The organism is Sphingobacterium sp. BIGb0165, assembly GCF_024810095.1.
GTDB lineage: Bacteria > Bacteroidota > Bacteroidia > Sphingobacteriales > Sphingobacteriaceae > Sphingobacterium > Sphingobacterium detergens.
This window is the reverse complement of record NZ_JANUEB010000001.1, coordinates 111414-134249: the sequence shown is the minus strand read 5'-3', so window position 1 is coordinate 134249 and position 22836 is coordinate 111414. Positions and strand designations below refer to the sequence as shown.

General features: G+C 38.9%; 21 protein-coding genes. 12 read left to right on the top strand and 9 right to left on the bottom strand.

Annotated features, from left to right (window positions below; all coding sequences use genetic code 11):
- The first annotated feature begins 203 nt into the window (after nucleotides 1-203).
- A complete protein-coding gene (locus tag M2408_RS00570) occupies nucleotides 204-5840 on the top strand; it encodes a DUF3320 domain-containing protein (RefSeq protein ID WP_259178311.1) in 5637 nt (1878 codons plus the stop codon).
- 7 nt (nucleotides 5841-5847) lie between these two features.
- Here the strand turns inward: M2408_RS00570 and M2408_RS00565 are convergent, their stop codons facing one another.
- Together M2408_RS00565 and M2408_RS00560 are read right to left on the bottom strand one after the other, a co-directional pair.
- The gene (locus M2408_RS00565) at nucleotides 5848-6210 is read right to left on the bottom strand and encodes a hypothetical protein (RefSeq protein ID WP_259178310.1); all 363 of its coding nucleotides are present in this window, start codon (nucleotides 6208-6210) and stop codon (nucleotides 5848-5850) included.
- 191 nt (nucleotides 6211-6401) lie between these two features.
- Nucleotides 6402-6773 (bottom strand): hypothetical protein, encoded by a 372-nt coding sequence (locus tag M2408_RS00560; protein ID WP_259178308.1) that lies wholly within the window; start codon nucleotides 6771-6773, stop codon nucleotides 6402-6404.
- 556 nt (nucleotides 6774-7329) lie between these two features.
- Between M2408_RS00560 and M2408_RS00555 the strand changes: the two genes are divergently transcribed.
- Together M2408_RS00555 and M2408_RS00550 are read left to right on the top strand one after the other, a co-directional pair.
- Nucleotides 7330-8010: an SMI1/KNR4 family protein gene (locus tag M2408_RS00555; protein WP_259178305.1), complete on the top strand. Its 681-nt coding sequence runs from the start codon at nucleotides 7330-7332 to the stop codon at nucleotides 8008-8010.
- A 66-nt stretch (nucleotides 8011-8076) separates the two neighbouring features.
- Nucleotides 8077-8718, top strand: coding sequence for a DUF4272 domain-containing protein (locus tag M2408_RS00550; protein WP_259178302.1), 642 nt, complete (start codon nucleotides 8077-8079; stop codon nucleotides 8716-8718).
- A gap of 109 nt (nucleotides 8719-8827) precedes the next feature.
- On the opposite strand, the gene M2408_RS00545 is transcribed toward M2408_RS00550, so the two are convergent.
- The gene (locus M2408_RS00545) at nucleotides 8828-10039 is read right to left on the bottom strand and encodes a DUF1266 domain-containing protein (RefSeq protein ID WP_259178301.1); all 1212 of its coding nucleotides are present in this window, start codon (nucleotides 10037-10039) and stop codon (nucleotides 8828-8830) included.
- A gap of 280 nt (nucleotides 10040-10319) precedes the next feature.
- Here M2408_RS00545 and M2408_RS00540 point away from each other — a divergent pair, with 280 nt between their 5' ends.
- Nucleotides 10320-10844, top strand: a complete 525-nt coding sequence (locus tag M2408_RS00540; protein ID WP_259178298.1) for a Crp/Fnr family transcriptional regulator — start codon at nucleotides 10320-10322, stop codon at nucleotides 10842-10844.
- Nucleotides 10845-10898: 54 nt separating this feature from the next.
- Nucleotides 10899-11495 carry a DinB family protein gene (locus M2408_RS00535; RefSeq protein ID WP_259178296.1) on the top strand — a complete coding sequence of 199 codons (597 nt, stop codon included), beginning with the start codon at nucleotides 10899-10901 and terminating at the stop codon, nucleotides 11493-11495.
- Between the two features lie 188 nt (nucleotides 11496-11683).
- Here the strand turns inward: M2408_RS00535 and arsC are convergent, their stop codons facing one another.
- A complete protein-coding gene (gene arsC, locus M2408_RS00530; RefSeq protein ID WP_259178295.1) occupies nucleotides 11684-12040 on the bottom strand; it encodes an arsenate reductase (glutaredoxin) in 357 nt (118 codons plus the stop codon).
- Between the two features lie 43 nt (nucleotides 12041-12083).
- Nucleotides 12084-12455 (bottom strand): helix-turn-helix domain-containing protein, encoded by a 372-nt coding sequence (locus M2408_RS00525; protein ID WP_259178294.1) that lies wholly within the window; start codon nucleotides 12453-12455, stop codon nucleotides 12084-12086.
- Nucleotides 12456-12539: 84 nt separating this feature from the next.
- On the opposite strand from M2408_RS00525, the gene M2408_RS00520 reads away from it, so the two are divergent.
- The 3 genes from M2408_RS00520 to M2408_RS00510 all read left to right on the top strand — a co-directional run bounded on the left by M2408_RS00520 (nucleotide 12540) and on the right by M2408_RS00510 (nucleotide 15753).
- A complete protein-coding gene (locus M2408_RS00520; protein WP_259178293.1) occupies nucleotides 12540-13367 on the top strand; it encodes an NAD(P)H-binding protein in 828 nt (275 codons plus the stop codon).
- A 393-nt stretch (nucleotides 13368-13760) separates the two neighbouring features.
- The gene (locus tag M2408_RS00515; protein WP_259178292.1) at nucleotides 13761-14669 is read left to right on the top strand and encodes an AraC family transcriptional regulator; all 909 of its coding nucleotides are present in this window, start codon (nucleotides 13761-13763) and stop codon (nucleotides 14667-14669) included.
- 82 nt (nucleotides 14670-14751) lie between these two features.
- Nucleotides 14752-15753 (top strand): aldo/keto reductase, encoded by a 1002-nt coding sequence (locus M2408_RS00510; protein WP_120258239.1) that lies wholly within the window; start codon nucleotides 14752-14754, stop codon nucleotides 15751-15753.
- Nucleotides 15754-15882: 129 nt separating this feature from the next.
- On the opposite strand, the gene M2408_RS00505 is transcribed toward M2408_RS00510, so the two are convergent.
- On the bottom strand, nucleotides 15883-16971 hold the full coding sequence (locus tag M2408_RS00505; protein ID WP_259178291.1) for a porin: 1089 nt from the start codon (nucleotides 16969-16971) through the stop codon (nucleotides 15883-15885).
- An 834-nt stretch (nucleotides 16972-17805) separates the two neighbouring features.
- Between M2408_RS00505 and M2408_RS00500 the strand changes: the two genes are divergently transcribed.
- The 4 genes from M2408_RS00500 (at nucleotide 17806) to M2408_RS00485 (ending at nucleotide 20966) form a co-directional block, all read left to right on the top strand.
- A complete protein-coding gene (locus M2408_RS00500) occupies nucleotides 17806-18537 on the top strand; it encodes a class I SAM-dependent methyltransferase (RefSeq protein WP_259178288.1) in 732 nt (243 codons plus the stop codon).
- 128 nt (nucleotides 18538-18665) lie between these two features.
- Nucleotides 18666-19397, top strand: a complete 732-nt coding sequence (locus M2408_RS00495; protein WP_259178285.1) for a DUF1080 domain-containing protein — start codon at nucleotides 18666-18668, stop codon at nucleotides 19395-19397.
- Between the two features lie 496 nt (nucleotides 19398-19893).
- Nucleotides 19894-20454 (top strand): porin family protein, encoded by a 561-nt coding sequence (locus tag M2408_RS00490; RefSeq protein WP_259178283.1) that lies wholly within the window; start codon nucleotides 19894-19896, stop codon nucleotides 20452-20454.
- Nucleotides 20455-20585: 131 nt separating this feature from the next.
- Entirely contained in the window at nucleotides 20586-20966 is a 381-nt protein-coding gene (locus M2408_RS00485) for a hypothetical protein (RefSeq protein ID WP_259178281.1), read from the top strand.
- Between the two features lie 86 nt (nucleotides 20967-21052).
- On the opposite strand, the gene M2408_RS00480 is transcribed toward M2408_RS00485, so the two are convergent.
- The 3 genes from M2408_RS00480 to M2408_RS00470 form a co-directional block, all read right to left on the bottom strand.
- Entirely contained in the window at nucleotides 21053-21523 is a 471-nt protein-coding gene (locus M2408_RS00480; protein ID WP_120258246.1) for a hypothetical protein, read from the bottom strand.
- 207 nt (nucleotides 21524-21730) lie between these two features.
- Nucleotides 21731-22048 (bottom strand): multidrug efflux SMR transporter, encoded by a 318-nt coding sequence (locus M2408_RS00475; RefSeq protein WP_120258247.1) that lies wholly within the window; start codon nucleotides 22046-22048, stop codon nucleotides 21731-21733.
- A 78-nt stretch (nucleotides 22049-22126) separates the two neighbouring features.
- Complete coding sequence (locus tag M2408_RS00470) at nucleotides 22127-22684, bottom strand: Crp/Fnr family transcriptional regulator (RefSeq protein WP_259178277.1); 558 nt, start codon at nucleotides 22682-22684, stop codon at nucleotides 22127-22129.
- Between the last annotated feature and the right edge of the window lie 152 nt (nucleotides 22685-22836).

The window sequence follows — 22836 nt, the reverse complement described above, 5'->3', positions numbered from 1 at the left end:
TTCCTTTATATATTTTGCCAAAAATTACACTCAAAACGACAACTAGAAATAGCGTATAAAGCAATTGGGAGTATATAAATTTTCTATATCTTTAAACTAATATATTTTTTTTTAAAATGATCGAAACTAATGCTTGTTTTCAGGTTGCAATAGAGAAAGCCTCTCACTTTAATTATAGCTTCTGTTTCCATAATCTGTCGCTGGTGGAAAAAATTAAAATCACCGCGGTTACAAAGGATATTGAACAGATAAAAATTGAGATTACTTCTGAAATCGGATTGTTCAGCCCCTACACATTTTATATAGACAGGTTTTTGGAAGGAACACCAGTGACAGTGGAAAATTTAGCTTTCGACTACAATATTCCATTTATCCGGAATCTGGTAGAAAAAGATTTGGATACGCTTACCTGTACGATTTATTCTAAAAATGAAATCTTATATCAGCAAAAATTCACCGTAAACGTGTTACCGATGGATTATTTTGGCGGATTAAGTAAATACCCCGAGTTATTGGCTTCTTATGTTTTGCCCAATCACGATATCATCTATACGATTAAAGCAGAGGCGGTCAAAATTCTTGAGAAAAACAGGTTAACGCCAGCGTTTTTGGGCTATCAATCCGATAGCAAGGATCGTGTCCTGCAGGAAGTAATGGCCCTATATCAGGCTATTCTAAATATCAATATTACATACAGCGCCATGCCTGCAAGTTTTGAAACTGAAGGTCAGCGTATTCGTCTGGTTGATCAGATCTGGGAAACGAAGTTTGGAAACTGTATCGATATCTCGCTACTATTTGCAGCCTGTCTGGAAGCAATCGATCTGAATCCAATTCTTATTGTCACCCGAGGGCATGCATTTATAGGCGTTTGGCTCAGCGACCAGCGACTAGAAGCTGTTGTCAATTATGATCAAGCCGCTATTTCAAAACGGATCGCGCATGGAATTGATGATATCGCTTTGATCGAGTCTACGCATTTATGCCGAGGAAATGCCTATACCATGCGGGAAGCAATGAACATCGCCGAAACACAGCTATTACATGCCAACAACTTTATTTTATCCCTCGATATCAAACATGCCCGTTCGCATGGGATCCTTCCCTTACCTTTTACTGGAAAGGACGAGCTGAACAACGCAGCATTAAAGAATACCACTGGATCAGCCAAAAAACAGGCTATCGATTATTTTAATATCGATGACAACAAACTGGATCTCGTTCTCAGTGAAGTCAAAGATCTAACAAAACAAAAAATCTGGGAACGAAAGCTGCTCGACCTTTCACTCAGAAATAACCTGTTGAACCTCCGGTTCACTAAAAGTATGTTGCAAATAGTGGATCTGAAAACAGATCTCTTGGAAGATCATCTATCAAACGGAAAATCACTCACCATACATCCCAACAACAGTCAAGAGGTTTTACGTCGTTACAATCTTTATTTAGAACCCTTGCATTCTTCCGAGCCATTATTCAAGCTTGCTGACGACGAATTCAGATATAATCGCCTGCTGACACTTTATCATCAGGATGATCTGGATAATATCTTAACACACCTGTACCGTAATGCGAAATTGGCCGAAGAGGAAAATGGAAAGAGCACCTTGTATCTGGGAGTCGGTTTATTGAAGTGGTTTGAACCCAAAACCAATCAACAGCCTAGACTTGCCCCCATCCTATTGATTCCTGTTGAATTATCACGCAGATCTGTCAACACCAAGTTTACACTCCGAAGCCGTGAAGAGGAGGCCATGATCAATATTACATTGTTGGAATATCTCAAACAGGAATTTAAGCTTAACCTCAATGCACTGGAAGTGCTACCAATGGATGAATCGGGAGTTGACGTACAAAAAGTATTCGCCATTCTAAGAAAGTCTATTTTAAACCTGGAAGGATGGGATATTCAGGAACAGGTTGTCCTTGGAAACTTCTCTTTTAACAAGCTTATTCTGTGGCAAGACCTAACCAAATATGCAGAAGAAATTAAAAAAAGCACCATTGTAAAGAGCTTGATTGACGGGCGGCTTTCGGATCTATTGGATATCACCGGTGATTCGGAAAATCTGGAGCAGCTCCCCTCTTCCTTGTTAACATTACCCATTCCAACAGACAATTCCCAGCTTGAAGCTGTACGTCACTCCAATGCAAATAAGAGCTTTGTATTACATGGCCCTCCCGGTACCGGTAAATCCCAAACCATCACCAATATTATCGCAAATGCACTAGCGAATGACAAAAAAGTACTTTTTGTCGCTGCTAAAAAGGCTGCTTTGGATGTGGTACATCGCCGTTTGGAAAAAATTGGTTTAGGCTCCTTCTGTTTAGAGTTACATTCAAATAAATCTAAAAAATCAGATGTCCTACGGCAATTGGAACAGAGCCTGGAAACACCCAAGTATCAAAGTCATATCGATTTTCAGGAAGAAGCGCAACGTATTGATCAGCGCAAAGCAGCATTAAGTCAATATGTTGACTCCTTACATCAACCCTTTGCAGTGGGCTGGAGCCTGTATGATTCCGTTTCCTATTTGGACAGTCATCATATCGAAATCAACACGGACTGGTTGCTATCCCTGCAACTGGAACATATTGACAAAAAGACCTGGAATAATTGGCAGGACTGGGCAATCCCCTTCGGAGAGTTAACGCATAAATTACCAGCGATTGACAAGCACCCATTGCACTTGATCCATTTGAAAGATCAGAACTTTGCTCACAAAAATAATATCGAGAAATCTATCGAAGATTATATACAGGCAGACGCTGAGGCAACAAAAGCCCTCTCGGATCTGCAATTGAATCTCACGAAGAATTGGATCGAAAACAAGACCTCGCTATATTCACTTCTCGAAAAGATCACCCACTTTTCGGCGCATCAGACCATCGTAAATGTCTACTTTGATGTTCGTCAAAAGAATTTACTTGATCATTGGGTTGAACTGCAAAGCCAAAAGCAGACATTAGAAAATGTGCTTGTTACAGATTTTGGCAACAGAATATTTACGACAGACTGGAATCTGATTGAATCCACCTGGAATCAGTCAAAACATTCCTGGTTTCTGCCCAAATGGTTGAAACAACGTAAAGTAAAAAAATTCTTAAATGGTTTTGCTACAAACAAAATTACTTCCGAACAGCAGGTTGATCAGTTCTTTTATCAGAAAAATTCCTTCGATCTGGTCTCAAAGAATTTGGCGGAACCGCAATTCTATCCGATAAACGAGGCGACGAGTTATTATCTCATAGGCAATACCTATAATTTAGCTACGCTGCAACAGCATCAGCAAGAACTGCGGGCATTCAATGAACTGGCGCAACAGCTCAAATTTGAAAACTTTCAATCTTGGTTAAACTATATACTCGCACATACAGATCTAAAGTTGAGAATACCTGTCCTTATTTTAACGCTCCAACATTACGCAGATAAGCATCAGGCCATTTCGGCATTTTTAGTTCATATTCCAAAAGTCGAAGTTTTAAACCAAATAAAACAAGATTTAGATCAACTTGAAGACTGGATCCGATACAATTATTATAAGGATCAGGGCATAAAGCTGGGACTATCCTGGTTGATTGATCTACTTGAATCGAACAAAATCAATAAAGATGCACTGAGCATGGATATGGAAAGTGTATTGCATCTCAATTACTTTGTAAATTCTTTGGATCAGTCCAGCATTTTAAATGGTTTTGATGCAGCTGTATATGAAGCACAGATTTTACAATACAAAACACTTCATCAAGAGTTTACCCGATTGGTACGGGAGCAATTGGTTTTGGAGCTCAGCAACAAAATCCCCAATCTCTCCCAGGAAGCAGTTCATAGTTCGGAAATTGGAATCTTACAACGTGCGATCCGAAATCGAGGTCGTGGAGTCAGTATCCGTCGTTTATTTGATCAGGTCTCGACGTTACTTCCGCGACTCAAGCCCTGCATGCTGATGAGTCCGATTTCGGTTGCCCAATATTTTGATGTAAATACCGATCATTTCGATCTGGTTATTTTCGATGAAGCATCGCAGCTACCGACATCAGAAGCAATCAGCGCCCTCGCCCGGGCTAAACAGGCCATTATTGTGGGGGATCCAAAGCAAATGCCACCAACGAGCTTCTTTGCCAGCAACAAAATTGATGAAGATCATCTGGAATTAGAAGATCTGGAAAGCATCCTGGATGATTCCCTCGCCTTGTCCATTCCATCGAAATACCTATTGCGTCATTATCGCAGTAAACATGAAAGTCTTATTTCTTTCAGTAACTCCAATTTTTATGAGAACAAATTATTGACATTTCCTTCCCATGACGATCAGGATAAGAAAGTAAGTTTTCAATTTATCGATGGTCATTACGACAAAGGGAAAACCCGAACAAATCTAAAGGAAGCTGAGGCAGTGATCCAATATATAAAACAGCATTTGGAACATCGTCCCCATCGTTCATTGGGTGTGGTCACTTTTAGTCAAACCCAGCAGAATTTAATTGAAGATTTGTTGCAGTCATTATTCTCAGCGCATCCCGACTTAGAAGAAACGGCACTACAGGGTGATGAGCCTATTTTTATTAAAAATTTAGAAAATGTCCAGGGCGACGAACGTGATTTTATTCTATTTTCCATCGGCTACGGCCCAGACGAAGATGGCAAGGTTTCGATGAATTTCGGTCCTTTGAATCGTGATGGTGGCTGGCGCAGACTCAATGTCGCTGTAACCCGGGCCCGATACGAAATGCGTGTTTTCTCCTCGCTAAAGGGAGATCAGATTGATTTAAACCGTACCAGTTCGGCCGGTGTGGAGGGACTAAAAGCCTTTTTAAACTTCGCTGAAAGAGGCGTATTGCAGACAGCTGAAGCGGTAGCCCATGATCAGGAAAAATATACGCTCATCCAATCGATCGCGAAATATTTAGACCGACAGGGTATAAAAGTGAAAACAAATATCGGTACTTCGGGCTATCGCGTTGATATTGGTATTGTGGATCCGATGCATGCTCATCAGTATATTTTGGGGATATTGGTTGACGGGAAAAACTATTTCAACACACAGACAACCAATGACAGGGAACTGCTGATTCCGAATGTGCTGCAATCACTGGGCTGGAATATTTACCGCATCTGGACCTTAGACTGGATAAAAAACAGAGATAAAATACTGAATGACATTAAAGCGGAAATTCAACGCATCGTAAACGATACAACGGCAAAAGAGCCTATCATCATCGATGCTTCCCAAGCACAATCGAAAACCACCCTTTCAGTGCTATCCGATGATGCCATTGTTTCATCTAAAATGAAACCTTATGTAAGTGCCAAAGTCAATCCAATGACAACAGCAAGTCCAGAATTAATTTATGATGTGACCTATCGAACGATATTGAGCGATCAGATCCTGAAGATCATCCGCACGGAGTCTCCAATCAGTCAAAACCATCTCTTTCGCAAGGTGCTACGTTTATGGAACACCACAAGAGCCACATCAAAACTTGTCCAGTATCTAACTGAACTAACGAGAAAATTGCCCGGAGTAAAAGAGGAGCTTTCCCATCAAATTTTTTATTGGGATCAGGAACAATCGGCCACAGCGCTGACATATTACCGCGACAATAACCTCGAAAAAAGAGCGATCGAAGATATTGCACCTGAGGAAATAGAGATCGCACTTATCGAGGTCATGAACAACAGTCTCAGTCTATTAAGAGAGGATCTTGTACGCGCCACAGCCAGAGTCTTTGCCTTTTCTAAGACCGGCGCTCAAATTGATAGCATTATCAATACTTCAATTGATAAACTACTCCAACAGGGCTATTGGAAATCAATAAATGGGAGAATTGTTTTGATATAGATCAGGTTTAATAGCCTGATCTATACAGTTGATTGATGTAAGCGGTATAAATTCCGATGGGAATCTTGCCAGTCACCGTTCCACGCAGCGATTCGGGGCAGGCTGTCAAGATACTGTCCAATGAGAAAACAAATATATTCTCCACTGCATTTTGGAGTCTCCGCTCCCCTTTTTCGTGCATGTATTCCATTAGATGCAGTGCTTTACCCAACTCATCCTCGCGTCCCTGCTCGATCATCTTTTCGATATACGATGTAAGGATGCGGATTGTTGTGATTGGATTGCCAGCATTTTCTGGCCGCGAAATTTCTGTTTGCGCCAATGGTATCACCGAAACAATGATTTCCTGAGCTTGCTTTATATTCATCATATATTCACTTTAAGCGGTTTAAACATTATTGTTATACAATAGCTTTTTATAAATCCGATATCAAATATCATCGGCTGTAATCCGAATTTTGGCTTGCAATCGATTTTGGCTTACAATCGTTTATACAAGCCCACCGTATGATTACATTAGTTATTTTCATAGGAATAGTATTCACCAGGTTTGTTTTTCTCTTAGTCATTCCTACCTTCTGGAAGAATAAGCTGTTGTATCGAATGCGGCAAACGGGACTCGAGGTGACTCCATTCAATCGTGTTACATGCTTTTTTAAATCTGGAGATGGTCTTTGGTAGTAATCCGTTTATTACAATCTGGAGTTCTGAAGTTCCGCGCTCAAGTACATAAGCCACGACCTGCATTACCCATTCAAAACGGCGCCAATCTTTGGCATAAATGACATCCTCAGCAAACTGAGATATGACATTGACAATATTTTTGTAGTCCTTTTTAAGTTCGGTTTTCCTTAGTCTAAGATTCAGCTCCGGGATTACAGCGGCAACAAAATCCACCGTCTGTCCCTCATCCATTTTTTTTCTTGCTTCCATTACATTGTTTTTATGAATACCGATTATTCATTGTTATTGGCATAAGCCAAACAACATTCCAAAACAAAAAACAAGAAATAACAAGCTGAAATAGAGTTATATAAATTTATTTCATAAAGTTTTTAATAAGAAAAATGATATCAAAATGAAAAGGTTATTCTCAAATTGGGATAAATCGATCTCCTTTACATTGTCCAAAGACTCCATTTCGATTTTATTGCGGCTGGGTTTATTTGCGCTATTTTCTTATAAAATTTAACAAAATCTTTATTCCATAGGGTATAGTTGTGCGTAAACTTAAATACTATTTTTTGATTGTCAGCCCCATTAATAATGACTTGCCAAATCCTATAATTCTTTATTAAACGAAACTTGTCTTTCACTCTAGACATCAAAAAAACCGTCTAAATATGTAATGCAGTAATTAATTAGCAGCACAAAATTATCAAATTTAATCCAATATGCAGATTTTTATGGACGACAGGGAAATAAGATGGGCCGAAGGTTTTATTTTACTACTGAATTAACTATTTTAGGTACTGTAAAATCAAAATCGATGGACTATTTAAATAAGATAAGGAAGTTATTTGCTTTAGAACAGGATGGTATTGACGGATATAGCGAACTAGAGATCCAGAAACTTGAAGAAAAAATAAATATCGTTTTTCCTAAAACTTTACGGACATATTATCAGACTTTGGGCGCAAATAATAACATCAATTATTGCTATAATCGATTACTTAGCCCAGAAGATGATGTAGAGCTATTGGATGGTCATCTACCCATCTATGAAGAGAATCAGGCTGTAGTCACCTGGGGAGTCAAAACGACAGATCTATCTTTGGATAATCCGCCAGTGTATGCAAATTACGATACCGCATACGATTCCGACTGGGAGCTAGAAAAAGCGCATGTTTCAGACTTTTTGCTGATGATGGCAATCTGTAATGGTACTTTTGGAGGTTTACGCTATTATGCCAATTGTCTTCATACGATTCCATCCACTATGGTGGCTGCTGTGGAATCTGGTTGGGAATTAATTCCGGAATTGAGTGTTGATAACCAAAAAATATTTACCCGCGATTATACGGATGTTGTTAGCCTTTCTTTTGATGGCAACGGAGTATGTCAAGGGGCATTTGTCGGAACAATGGATCCGCAACTCTTTGACAATATACTCGAAGTACTTGATGTTGATTGGTCTTACATTTCATTTGAAGACGAAGATGAAGATTAAAGCAGCTATGTATAAATTTTTAGCGGAGAAATCCGGCTATTTAAATGAAAATCATTGTTAAAAAGTATGACTATAGAAGAAAAGAATGCCATAAAAGAGGTGAATATCAAACAAATTGAGGCCAAAAATTACCGCTTTACAGCTTGGTTACCTGTTTTAGAGGATCCGAATACCAGAAACATTGATGCAGTAAGAGGGAGAATGTCTGTCATGAATGCGTTGATCAATATATCCTTTGAAGCTCCGGTAGAAATTATCAGGAACTGGATCGACCATCATGGCCTGACCAAACATTTATCGAAATGGGAACAGGAAATTCTACAAAAGGATAACGATGCACTTTCAGACCGTGAACTTAATTCATTAAGATGGTACCTTGAGGGTCTCTGGGCATTGATGTGGGCAACTGAATTAGTCGATAATCTCGATGAAACCGCATGGTGTGGCGACCATATGGCCTCCTTGTTACCAAACCTCGAACGCAATGAAAATAATGAAAAAATTGATCGTCTGTCGTCGTTAAAAAGTGGAAATGAAATTTACACCATGCTTGATTTTTATTACCGCTTACATTGGTACTGTGTCGATGAGAGACTAAAGGGAAAACAAGCATTGATCAATGAAGGACTCGTCTATGAGCGCCGAAAAGCATTGGAATGGCTGATCAACAAAGATTCAGATTGGGATGATATCGAGATGGGAACATAAAAAATCACTCAATGCTTGTCATTGAGTGATTGATAAGCAGCATAATATGCCGCTATTTTTATAATAAACAACAGTATGATACGTATTTCCGTTTCTTGCGATAAAAAGACTAACTTCCAAAACTAATATAATACAAGGGTGTATCGCCGGAGTGATTCTCAACACGATCAAGCCCTTCAAAGAATATGTGATCCCCCAGTTCCTTGCCTATCAATTGTTTCTCCATTTGATACAATAGGTCCAATGCGGTAAAATTCTTCCCATTGGAAGCTTGGATTCGGGCGCATATTTCTACTTGAAAATATCCATCCTCTCCATTATCCTCATCAAAAGCCTCTTCTTCATCATCCATTAGTACCTCATTGGGATTCAAATCTTCCATTCCCTTGATCCAACACATATAACAAAGCTCAATTTCGGGCGCATCGACCACAATTTCATTGGCATCCCACTGCGCCCGATCGCCTAAAATATCACGCTGATACTCCGCAACATCGGCATCAAACTCCTGGGAGCTATGATACGACTTGGCCTGAAATGTCCAGGCAATAGCTGACAGCACAGCATCTTGGACTGGTTGCGTGTTCCAATCAATATTATTCCAAGGACTGCCTACCTTCTCCCTTAAATAGCCAACATATCTTTTCAAATAAGATTTCCCGATTTTATTGTTCAGCCCAACATAATGTTCTCCCTCCAAAAATTTTTCGGAGAATGTGTGCCAATCTTTAAAGTGTAATCTTGCGTAGGAAGAAAGCTTTTTCAAAATGTCCAAAGCGGCTGATTTTGGCAGATACCCTACATCAGCTGCAGCAGTCGTGATATGACTACTAACAGTAATGACAAGCGCATCCACACCAGGTTTGCTGATGTCCCAGCTTCCACTATCGATTTGATCTTCCCGACCTTCCAAAACGGTTCCCCCTGTCTTAATTCCGAGCAAGTTAAAATATGCCGCTAATATTTGCAGGCAGCTTTCGGTATCTTCGATAGCGAAGTCTCTTTTCAATAGCTTCACCAGTTCGTCGCGATACTCCGCCTGTTTGGGATAAGTTCCGAACTGATATAGATGAGCCGGATAAGTTCCATCATCACCAGCACTACCAAATACGGTAAACCAATCGCCAAAGACGATAACACGGAATGCCGCTCCCAATGCTGTACCAAATTGTTCTTCATAAGGAATATTATTCAGCATATCCTTACTGTTAATTTGCTGATTTTTTGCTTTATCCAATTCCGCTTCCTGTGCGAGTTCCTCTTTCGCTTCCCTTACGCCCTCCTTTGCTGCACTCAATAATTCTTTGAAAAATTTAAACATAATTTTAAAATATTATTTTTAGCTAATGATTCTTATTTACATTTTATCGCACCCCCAAAAGGCTTCATGCAGTGAGTTTAACTACTCATGATCACCTTTATGGGCTTAAGATTTCAATTTACTGCCGTAAATCTGAAAATAAATATTTACTTTTTATTCAGAAATCCATATTAGTCTGGAGCCCGACCATATTTGTGGCCGAAGACTCCATATTTGAAGGAAGATAACAGGAGTAATTTTCATTATTACGAGAGCTCCATTCATTAAAGCAACATCAGACATGACTGTATTCAAAGATCTAATTACACCTGCCGTTTTTAAGAAAACGCTTACATTCAAGCGGAATGAACTGATTAAAAGCAGCGGAACTATAGACTCAAAAATATACTTCATAAAAAAAGGCAGCCTTAAAATTTCCATCCTCCAACAAGATGCCGAACAGATTATCCGACTAGGTTATACTGGAGATCTTATTGTAGCCATGGACTCCTTCTTTGATGGTTGCCATTCAGATTTTGTTATTCAAGCCATCAAGAAAACTGAAGTATTAGTCGCGGAAAAAGAAGATTTTATGCATTTCGTCTACGACAGTCCTGAGAACACTTCACTTTACATCAACATATTAGAGGGATTGGTGAAGCAACAGCTTGACAGAGAACAGGATCTATTGCAGGACTCCCCTAAAATCCGATATGAATGTGTTTTTAATAGAAACCCCACCTTGTTCCAAATTATTCCCAATAAACATATTGCCAACTATTTGAGGATGACACCTGAAACTTTTTCACGGATCAGTAAATCTTGAGTTCAATCAATTTTTTTGCCCTTTTTTTTCGTGTATTTTATTAAAAAAACGAAAATGAAATATAAATCTTTAGCATTACTTGAACAGCTCAGTACACAGACAAAGGAACATATGGCTTTTGTTGAATCGTTGAAAACGCTGTCGTTAGATGATCTCAATAAACTTCCCCATAAAGGTTCATGGAATACCTTAGAGTGCATCACACATCTCAATCTTTATGGAAACTTCTATCTGCCTGAAATTTCAAGAAGAATGGCGGCTAGTCAATCGAAAGCAGCAAGCTATTTCAACAGTGGCCTTTTAGGAAACTATTTCGCAAAAAGTATACTTCCAAAAGATCGACCCAACAAAATGAAGACATTCCAGGAGATGGATCCTATATATAAGCAATTGGACAAAAATGTGCTTGCTGTCTTTTTGGAACAACAGGAGAAATTCCTTCAATTACTTGAGCAGGCAAAATCAAAAGATCTCGGCAAAATCCGAACAAATATTTCCATCAATAAATGGATAAAAATCCGTCTCGGAGATACCTTCCGTTTTCTGGTTAACCACAATATCAGACATATCGTACAGGTAAAAAATATCCTTTCAAGCTGCTCCATTATTGATCAGACCAGTCAGGTTTTACCAGCTGTCAATCACCCATAATAGCTTCAACTTGTTTTATTAAGAAATAGAAATGCATGCCATAAAAGGCCTCAAAGGCTATATTTAAACTCCTCAGGAAGAGACTATTAACAACACTTCAACTATGTGAATAATTTGAAAATATCCAGCACCGCTGCAAGTATATTTAGTAGCTGTTTCATGAAAGAAAAAGCACAATTATCGAGCCATTAGGATGATCGTGGTGAAAAGAGCTCGGTTACTCTTTCCAATGGACGGCCGATAACCGCTTTACCGTCTTTAATAACGATAGGCCGTTCTATCAATATGGGATTTTGCAGCATCACCTCAACCCATTCCTCATCTGTCAATTGAAGATGTTGAAATTTTTCGAGGAATAGAGCTTCATTCTTTCGAATAAGCGCTAGTGGTTTAAGTCCGAGTTGTGACAATATTTCAATGAGCTCTGCTTTACTGGGTACTTCTTCAAGATACTCTTGCACCTGTAGATCTACAGTATGCTCTTGCAAAAAATCCAGCGCTGCGCAACTCTTGCTGCATTGTTTATTATGGTATATTTTAATCATAGTAGCTTGTTGTTGGGTCTTATTTCTTTTCAGAAAAAAGGTGTTATTTGCGTAGTTTATCTATTACTTCTTTTCGGTGCAAATCTCCCCAGTCAATGAGGTTCTCAATCAAAGGTTTTAGGCTCATACCGTGGTCCGTGATTGCATATTCCATTTCAATCGAATAGGTTGATTTTTTATGCCGGCTGACAAGTAAATGTCCTTCGAGAACCTTAAGTTCTTTGGATAACATCCGGTCTGTAATCGGAGCGATAAAATTCGCAAGATCGCTAAAACGCTTCGGCCCTGTTAATAAGGCTGCGATGATCTGCAGTTTCCATTTTCCCTGTAAACATTCCAAAGCATCCTGAATCTTCAGGAAAGTACTTGGAGACTGAAAGGGGCAATAATGATCGTTATCTACTTTCTTAGCCATACTGGTACACTATACTCCGTGATAGTAGATGTGTTGATCTACTGAATGATTCTCTAGCTTTACAATAATATAAAAAAAAGATAAATGGCAAACAATAAAATTGAAACTGTACTTGTATTGGGTGGTAACGGAAAGAGTGGCCGTCGGGTAGTAGAAAAATTACGAGTCAAAGGAGTTGAAGTTCTTGTTACAACCAGGGAATTGGAAAAAGCGTCCAAGCATTCGCGGTATTTTATTTGGGAGAATGATCGTAATTGGGCTGAAGTATTACAAGGCGTGGATGCACTATTTATTGTGCATCCGGATACATCTATGCCTGAAGCGTTACAACAAATCCGCGTACTTTCCGAACATGCATACAAAGCTAATATTAAAAAGATTGTATTGCTATCAGGTCGAGGCCAAGACTCTGTGGTTGCTTGCGAGAATGTGATCCAACATTCTGGTCTTCGCTGGACTATTGTTCGTTCGGCCTGGTTCAATCAGAATTTTACCGAGGGACATTTCGCTCATGGTATAAAGACAGGAGAAGTTGTTTTTATGGAAGGACAGGCCGGCGAGCCATTTGTTGATCTTGACGACCTTGCGGACGTCGTTGTCGCATCGTTATTAGAGCCTATCCACGATAATCAAATTTATGAAGTGACCGGTGATATACTCTACACTTTTCGAGATGCTGTAGCAATCATTTCAAAAAAGATCGGCAGCCCTATTACCTACCGTGAATTGGATAAACAAAGTTATTTGGAACTGTTACTGCAACATGGTCTACCCCCAGCAGTTGCTCAGCATCTTGTATTCGCATTTTCGGAGATTCTCGATGGAAGAAATCAATCCTTAGGTGACGGCATTGACCGTGTGCTTAAAAGATCACCTAAATCTTTTGCCTCTTTTGTCGACGAAGCTTTTTAAAAGGATTAAAGCGCTATTAATGAAGACTAGAAAACAGTTCTTATCTTCATTTTTTCCTTCGGGAGATGCAAGATTCTCCGAAGGGAATTTGGTTTTCTCTTAAGGGAACGCAGCATTCTCCTGGGAGAATGCTGCGTTCCCTTAGGGGATTTTGGTTTTCTCCGAAATTCACCCTCGATAAACCAATGATACAAATCATGCGATTAAAAACAATAAACCCACTTTTCACAGAAAAACAGCTTGTAATTCAATAAATCACAGGGGTAAAATTGTTTATATAGGCGGACTAGTCTCTTATTTATCTGAGAGACACGGAAGTTATCAGCAATTCCCCTGATAAAATTGAACTGTAAATGACCGTGGTTTGTAAAACGAATTTTATAATTTAGTAGTATGAACTCAGCTGAAAGTGTAACAGATTTCTACAAAAGACAACCGGGCTTTGCGAACGTAGACTTACCGCTTAATAATACGGGTATTGGGCACTTCAATGTGTTTAGCCGAGAATCCTGTACGGTGGTCTCCCCTTATAACCGTCGTGATTTTTATAAAACTTCATTGATTATAGGTCGGGGTAAATTGTATTATGCTGATAAATGGATACAGATCGATCGACCTGCTATGTTATTTGCCAATCCGGTAGTACCTTACGCCTGGGAACCGGAGTCTACGACACAATCTGGATGGTATTGTGTCTTTACGGAAGAATTTATTCAACATAGTGAACGCATAGAGAGTTTAAAGGATTCTCCCCTTTTTAAAATTGGAAGCAACCCAATTTATTTTCCAAATACAGAACAACTGGATGAAATTTCAACAATTTTCAAAAAAATGTTGTCTGAGATGAATTCAGATTATGCACATAAAGACGATGTCTTGCGCAGCTACCTGCATCTATTGATCCATGAGACAATGAAGTCAAGCCCTGCTCAGGAGTTTGGGGCATATACCAACGCATCTACCCGTGTATCGAGTCTATTTTTGGAACTCCTGGAACGTCAATTCCCAGTAAACACATTGGATACTGGTTTGCAACTGAAAAGTCCGGGGGATTATGCTCATGCCCTTTCGGTGCATATCAATCACCTGAACCGTTCTGTCAAAGAAACAACAGGTAAAACCACAAGTGCACATATCGCCAGCCGCATTGCGCAGGAAGCGCGGGCATTGCTACTGCATACCAATTGGAATATCGCCGATATCGCTTATAAATTAGGCTTTGAATACCCTTCTTATTTCACAAACTTTTTAAAAAAACATACTGGAATGTCACCAAACCAATTACGGATGACGACTGTTTGAATAATATAATTATCTGTTTGATTGTCTTAAGTAAGACACAGGATACCTTCACTACTTTTGTATTGAACAAAATATAACAGTTATGAAATATAGAAATCTCGGAACAACAAACGAACAGTTATCTGCTATTGGATTAGGTTGCATGGGAATGAGTTTTGCCTATGGACCTACAGACGAAAAAGAGAGTATTGCTACACTTGAAAGGGCATTGGACCTTGGTGTAAACTTCTGGGATACAGCGGACATGTACGGCAATGGTGCCAACGAAGAATTGATCTCAAAAGTTCTGGTTCCCAATCGTGATAAGGTATTTATTGCAACAAAATTTGGCTTTCGTTTCAAAGATGAACAGGCGGGACCAAGCGGCACCGCAAACACCTATTTTGACGGATCACCTGCCTGGATAAAAATTGCTGTAGAAAATAGTCTCAGAAGACTTCGCATCGATACCATAGATCTGTATTATGCACATCGGGTGGACCCGAATATCCCGATCGAAGATACTGTAGGCGCTATGGCGGAACTGGTCAAAGAAGGAAAAGTAAGATATCTTGGATTGAGTGAGGCATCGCCGGCTTCGATCATCAAAGCCAATGCAGTTCATCCCATTGCGGCACTGCAAAGTGAATATTCTCTGCTAACACGTGATGTAGAAAAAGAAATACTACAGACTGTACGTAATTTGGGTATCAGTTTAATCCCTTATTCACCACTTGCCAGAGGTTTATTTTCCAATACCTTAAATTTAGATAGTCTGGCAGCAGACGATTTCAGAAGGACACTTCCCCGCAATCAAGGAGAACATGCGGAAAATAACGCTCGTTTGATTGCTGAATTTGCGCTCTTAGCTCAAGATAAACAATGTTCGCCAATACAATTGGCGCTGGCTTGGGTGCTCGCTCAGGGGAATGACATCATTCCAATTCCAGGTACGAAAAAAAGAAAGTATCTAGAAGAAAATGCAGGTGCAATCGAAGTACAATTGTCGGATTCGGATCTAAACACCATCGAAGAAATACTTCGAAAATACCCGAATGTGGGTGCTCGTTATAGCGATGGCGCAATGGCATTGGTCAACAATTAATAGATACATCAATCTGCTCCCACAACTGAGACAGAACTATACTGCTGAAAATGGGGTGCAGCATTTTTTGCGCATCATTTCGAAAACCTTGCTGTTGCCTATTGATCCAACAGCAAGGTTTGCTTTTATTTAGAAACTAACAGTTAGCGCCATAACAGCTGTTGTGCTATTTTTTACCAAACTATTATTCCGATTTAGGAAAATTGCTTCTTTATTGGTCAGATTACGTATTTCTGTCCGCCAAAGTACATTGGGGAGAATTGCATAATCAGCATTGAGCGAGTAGCCAAATGTTTGGAACCCATTTTTTGCGTCGGTAGAGATAATGACTCCCTTTTTATCCTGATAGTATTCACCTCGAGCAGTAAGGCTGAATTTATCGGACCCTGTATAACGTGCAATTAATACCGGGGTATACCAGACATTGTATTTGCTGCTCCCTTTTTCCTTTTGCTCTGCACCGATGTCAAAACCTACCGTGAATCCGACCTGTTTATTTAACTGATAAATAGCATATAAGTTATGAAAATAGCGCATCTGTCTGACACTATCCGCTTTATCACTGCCGATAAAAGATCCACTATTGATCGTTAAATTATCGGTCGGCTTATATACAAGCTGATGTCCGAAGGCAGGCAAACTATTGCCATCGACACGCTGTATACGTTGCCAACCGTTTAATACAAGTCCGCTAAGAAATAATTTTCCAGATGCAGAGGTGTAAGATATTTTTGCGCCGGTTTCAAAATAGGGCGAATTATCGGCAAAAAGGCTCCTTGTCACTGTCCAATTGTCCTTTCCAATGGCACTTTCAAAACCTAAGTGGGAAGAGAAAATACCGGCATCAATCCATAAATTATGCTTCTTTGAGATGCGTACACCGGCATTGGCTTCATAGATATTCTTCAATACTCCTGGCTCCGCCGCATAGTTGGCATTCATGTAGGTACCTGTTGCCAAGGTTACATTGGCTCGCGTGTTCTCCGTATTATAGGTAGCTTTTAGCAAGGCCAGATTAATATTCACTTCATTGTTCCTGTTATGGCTGTAAACAAAACCCGGACGTGTATTTCCAAGAGGGTTATTGAAATCCCGCATATAATAAGCTTCCACATATCCGTTGAATGAAAGCGGGTTATTTTTTGTTGTGTCTTCCTGTGCAAATATTGATGTTGTTGACCCAAGTACGAGGGAGGTCAACAGGGTTAATTTCTTCATTTATTTAATTTTTGATTGTCATTTATTCTATTCGTATAGCTACGCTTTGGCATTTATTTTTCCATCATTGTCATTCTGCTATCATCTAGATTCGTTTTATTCCGGCTAAAGACTGCAGCCCATTATATACTCGACATAATGGCTACTCCGACTATATCCTGTCGCCAAAGGCTGATATCGCGATTGTTTTTTCAAAATTTAACCGAGATACAGCTGATAGATCATTGTAAGGATCAAGATGATCATTACAACCTTCGCTATGCGATCCATAGACAATTTCCGGGGCTGCTGCTCCTGATTTTCTTTTAAATCTTTCATGGCTAACGTTAACTTAAGTGTTGTTCAACTTTGTATTTTCTTAATTTTTCTCAAAGGAATCCATCAGATTTTAAAGAATAACTAAAAGCAAAGTATTCCAGTTATTATCAGTACTAGTGTTTTCACTTTGGTGTGGATTATTAAAGATTCGTGAACTATTATTTTCATTCTTGGAGATGTCATATCATCCGCGGTCGGTATATCAGCTTCAATGTGGGCGGGCTCTGCGCCGATTCTTTTATTTTTCTAATCATCTTCATTTTTATATACGTTGTCCCTATATGCCAAACAATATTCCACAGTTTTCACAAACAACGTAAAACACTAAAAGACAATAGATTTAAAAAGAAAAGACTAAAATCAAAATAGCTAGATCCTATCAGAATGACAGGGTTATTTTATCAAAATGAGAATTGAACCCTGAGATAAACTATCGAAAAATAAAAACAAAAAACATGAATAATCTGTAAATTAGGCAATCAAGAATAGGGAGTGAACTTAACCCGCAACAATTAGATGCAAGAAAATAAATACGACGATCCACAGTTTTTCGAAGAATATAGCAAAATGTATCGGTCACAGAAAGGCTTATTGGGAGCTGGCGAATGGCATGAATTTCAAAAGCTCTTACCAAACCTGAAGGACAATGCTGTGCTCGATTTAGGCTGCGGATATGGTTGGCATTGTCGATATGTGATTGAAAATGGCGCAAAATCTGTTATTGGCGTAGATCTATCCGAAAAAATGTTGGAGAAGGCCAACGAGATCAATAAACTGGCAGGAATCGAATATCAACGAAATGCAATTGAAGAGCTTACTTTCAGATCCGGACAATTTAATCTGGTGATCAGTTCTTTGGCATTTCATTACATAAAAGACTTTGATGCACTCTGTCGGAATATTTACAATTGGCTCCAACCTGGAGGGCAATTTTTATTCTCGATAGAGCATCCTGTTTTTACCGCGCAGGGCAACCAAGATTGGATCTACAACAAAGATGGAGACAAACTCTATTGGCCTGTAGACAACTATTTTCTCATGGGGGCCAGAGAGACAACATTTTTGGGTAATACGGTTCTAAAGTACCATAGAACAATTACTTCTTATCTCAGTAGCATTCTACAAAGTGGATTTAAAATAAACGCTTGTGTTGAGCCTGAACCCTGTACAGAAATGCTCGAAAATTTTCCAGCAATGGGCGATGAATTGAGAAGGCCGATGATGTTGATTATTTCCGCTGAAAAGTAGTTCGCTACATCGGCTTCCTCTGTAACAAATTTGCATAAGAGCCTGTATTTATAATGGAAAGCAAACATTAAAATTTATTTTAGTGTATCAGGTTCCTAAAAACATTCATGTACAACAAACTTTAAACAATGATAAACTTAAACCTATTCAAAAAAATTGCAGTGGCTGCCTGTATCAGCTGTCTATTTTATTCGTGTAATAAGGAGGCGAGCGCTCCAAATACATTGACTGAGGAAGAACAAAAAGAAGGCTGGCAGCTCTTATTTGACGGCACTACCCTGAACAATTGGCATACCTACAACAATGAGAAAAAAGCACCGACAGCCTGGTTGGTGCGGAATGGTACAATCTATTGCGATCCAAATAACGAAAGTCAAAAATATGATCTTGTGTCCAACACTGACTATAAGAATTATGAGTTTAAATTTGAATGGAAACTGGAAAAGGAAGGCAACAGTGGCGTTTTCGTCAATGTACAGGAACAGCCGGATATCAATGCGACTTATCACTCAGGCCCTGAATATCAATTGCTCGCAGATTCGCACCCTGACTTTGACAAACCATTAAAACGTGCTGGATGTCTCTATACGTTTTTACCACAACAAAATTTTGTCAGCACCAAAGCTAAAGATGATTGGAACCAATCAAGCATTGTACAAAAAGACGGTAAAATAACCTTCTACCTGAATGGTACAGTCACAGCTGAAATGGATTTCAATTCGCAAAAATGGAAGGATCTGGTAAAACATAGTACTTTCAAAGATTTTCCGGAATTCGGTCAACATGTTAGTGGCAAGCTCGCTCTTCAAGACTGGTCAAGAGGTGTATCCTTTAGAAATCTAAAGATAAAACAATTATAATCACCCCTGCATATAGCCTCAAAAGTCCTTCGTTCATACAAAAACGAAGGACTTTTGAATTTTCAAACAATTCCGGAATTATCCGCTTTATATATAAAAACTGACCTCTAAGTAAATGAACACAAGCAAATCATTAATTAACCTATTACTTTTCTTTGCAATTGTCTCTCCTGTAGTCGCACAGACAAAAATTGAAAGTGACCAATCGATTTCCCAGGTAGAATCAGGATTAATGCCAGCAATACGATTTGACGAGTGAGCTGTTAGACAATACCCTGTCTACTATGTACAGCAATATGATACTTATAGATTTTATCTTCTTCATTGACATTTGATTACAGCAATATTCAGCAACGCACATATATTTCAGAATTAAAATTCAAAAACACAAAAACAAAAGAAATAAAATATTTATTAAACATTAATGTAGCGAATTAAATTCCAAACACGTTAAGAATAAGAGAGTCACCAAAATCGTGGCTTCTACATATATTAAATGAAAAAAATGATCATGATTTGCCTTATTGCACTCTCGCAATTAAAAGGCTACGGACAGGAAATCCCGCAAAGAAAATCTGAAATCAGAGTTGGCTATGGGCTTGTACCTGTCCAAGAAATCGGAACACTATTGGGAGATTGGATTACAATGGGAATCGTGGGCAGAAGAGTGGAAAGTACCGAGGGTACCGGTGCTATTTCCGCAGGATACTCGCTCAATTTAACACAACGATTTTCAGTGGGAATCGACGGTTTTTATGGAAAAAATACAGTCCGTTACAAGGATGATCTTGGAGATTCCAAATGGAGCACTTATGGTGGACTGGTAAACGCAAAATATCTGTATCTGGATAGGGGCAAATTGAACTTATACGGTAAGGGTGCTGTTGGATATGCCCAATACCACAACCGTCAAAAAGAGAACTCCGACAACTTTGGCGCACTATCCTACCAAGCTTCACCATTCGGTATTCGTTATGGTAATAAAATTGGTGTATACGGTGAATTTGGTTTCGGATATCTGGGTATCGCCAATGTTGGTGTATCTTTCAAATTATAATATTTCATACTATAAATTAGTATAGTTTTTCAAACATTTAAATAAAAATTACTATGATCAAATCTATCATATCATTACTATCTATTGCGCTTATAAGCAGCAGTTGTTCAACAATCCAACATAAAGAAAAAATGGATTCAACTAAAAACAGTATATCGGTAAAACTTCAGAATTCCAATCCTGTTACCATCAAAAATCCTTCTGGTAAAATTACCCTCTATGCTGTGGCTGCAAACATTGCTGATGTACCAGCAACGATAATAGCTGAAAAAAGCTTTAAACAAAGTGAATTACCATTTGAGATCAAATTGGATCTTCCAAAAGATCATTACAAATTAATCAAACCGGCAGTTAACGAAACTGATCCCATAAAATATTACGTCGCTTTGGAATGGGATTCCAATGGTGACGGTACAGTGGGTAAAGGAGATGTGATGATTGACTTTAACAAGAAATTTCCAACCGTATCTCTTGGAAATAATAATGAGGTATTTGTCTTACAGGCAGATTAGTACTTTTTACAGCTTTCCAAAAGTATTTTCTTAAAAATACTTTTGGAAAGTACCATTATAGACGGCTCTATTGCCCGTCAGCACCATCATCGCAAATCGATGCGGGCATCTATCCAAAAGTACGCCCTGTTTTTGCGAAATAAATCATCGGGTAATTGATGGTTATAAATCAGTTCTTCCAGTGTATTAAAATTGTAACGCAATACCTCATCATTCTTAAACTGGATCGGACGTAAAATCGCGTCTTCATCATCAATAAAAATATCAGATTCGAAAAGATTAATTTGATTTGTTGTGACCCAAGCTATAGCGGCTACTTTATCCATTTTTATCAAAGCCTTGGACGCTTCTTGATATTGTTTCATTTCCCAAGGGAGATCTTCGGGATAATGGGAGGCTACATAGTCCTGATATATTTTTATATCCCCTACTCGCAGACATTCGTTGCGAATCAACAGCCTTGTTGTATCGCGGGCAAAGCTCACATAGTCGGGATGCATAAACAAGCCGTACCGTTTACTATACAATGCTATCTTATCTGCCAATTCTTGCCTCATAATTTATGTACGCAACAAAAATCATCCCAACATCCTCTTTTATAGCAGGTTTTAGATTAAATCATTGATTTTTTAGGTAAAAAAATAGGATTTATTCAAATTCAAGCAGTATATAGGAAATATAAAGAGTTAGTTTTTCTAGTAAAAAAAGGATTCTGATATCACTCCTATTTATTTGCAAAGCGATATCAAAATCCCTGATTATTATTAAAATATTTTTAAGCCTACAATACCAGCCACAATTAAGGTCGCCGACAAAAGTCTAAAGACATTGGCTGAATCGCCGAAGAAGAATATCCCGACCAGCAATGTACCAACGGCACCTAAACCAGTCCAAACCGCATAGGCTGTACCGATTGGGATAGCCTTTTGCGCATAAAACAATAGTGCTCCACTGATAGTCATCGAGACAACAGCCAATATAATCCAACCAAATTTATTGCCATCTGGCTGTTGGGCCATCTTCAATCCTAAAGGCCAACCAATTTCAAAAATACCAGCGATAATTAATGCAATCCAATTCATTTTCAATTATTTAAATGATCCGTTACAAAAGTAGTGACTTGATTGGCTGCATTTTTTGATCTATATCAAAATCGTTCGTTAGCGTCTGATCCGGCTCAATGTCTCCTGCGTAATTCCCAAATAGGATGCAATGTGACCAAGATTGACTCGATTTAGCAAGTTTGGCTGCAACTTGATCAGCGATTGGTAGCGTTCTATAGCAGATTCGGTGTGCAATGAGATAATACGTTCCTCCAAGACAATGCATACTTCTTCCGCAATTTTTCTTCCGATAAGGTTTAACTCCGGATATTCACGATAGAGTTCATTCAGATCATCCACAGCAATTGCATAGACCTCCGAATCTTCAAGAAACTGAATATTCTCAAAGGAAGGTTTTTCTGTATATACAGGTAATATCGATCCAAAAATTTGATTTTCTTCACCAAACCAGCTGTTGAGTTCCCGCCCATTTTTAAAGAAATAGGCCCGAATCAGACCTTTACTTAGTACAAAATAACTGGATACATGCTGCCCCTCTTTTAGAAAATGTTCTCCCTTACGCTTCGAAAAATAGTTGATCCTTTGTTCGATCTCCTTTTCGGCCGCTTCATTAAGATGCCCATATCTTCTGAGCTGCTGGATTAATGGATTCATGACTTATTATAAACTAGTGGATCTGAAGATACAAAACTCTCAAAAAAACGGTGAAGGATATGATAAAAAAGTCCGGTGTAATGTATCTTTGTTGAAACGGCCAACCTGTCAATAAAAATTAATCCGTTTGGAAAAAAGCAGTACAAAAATCT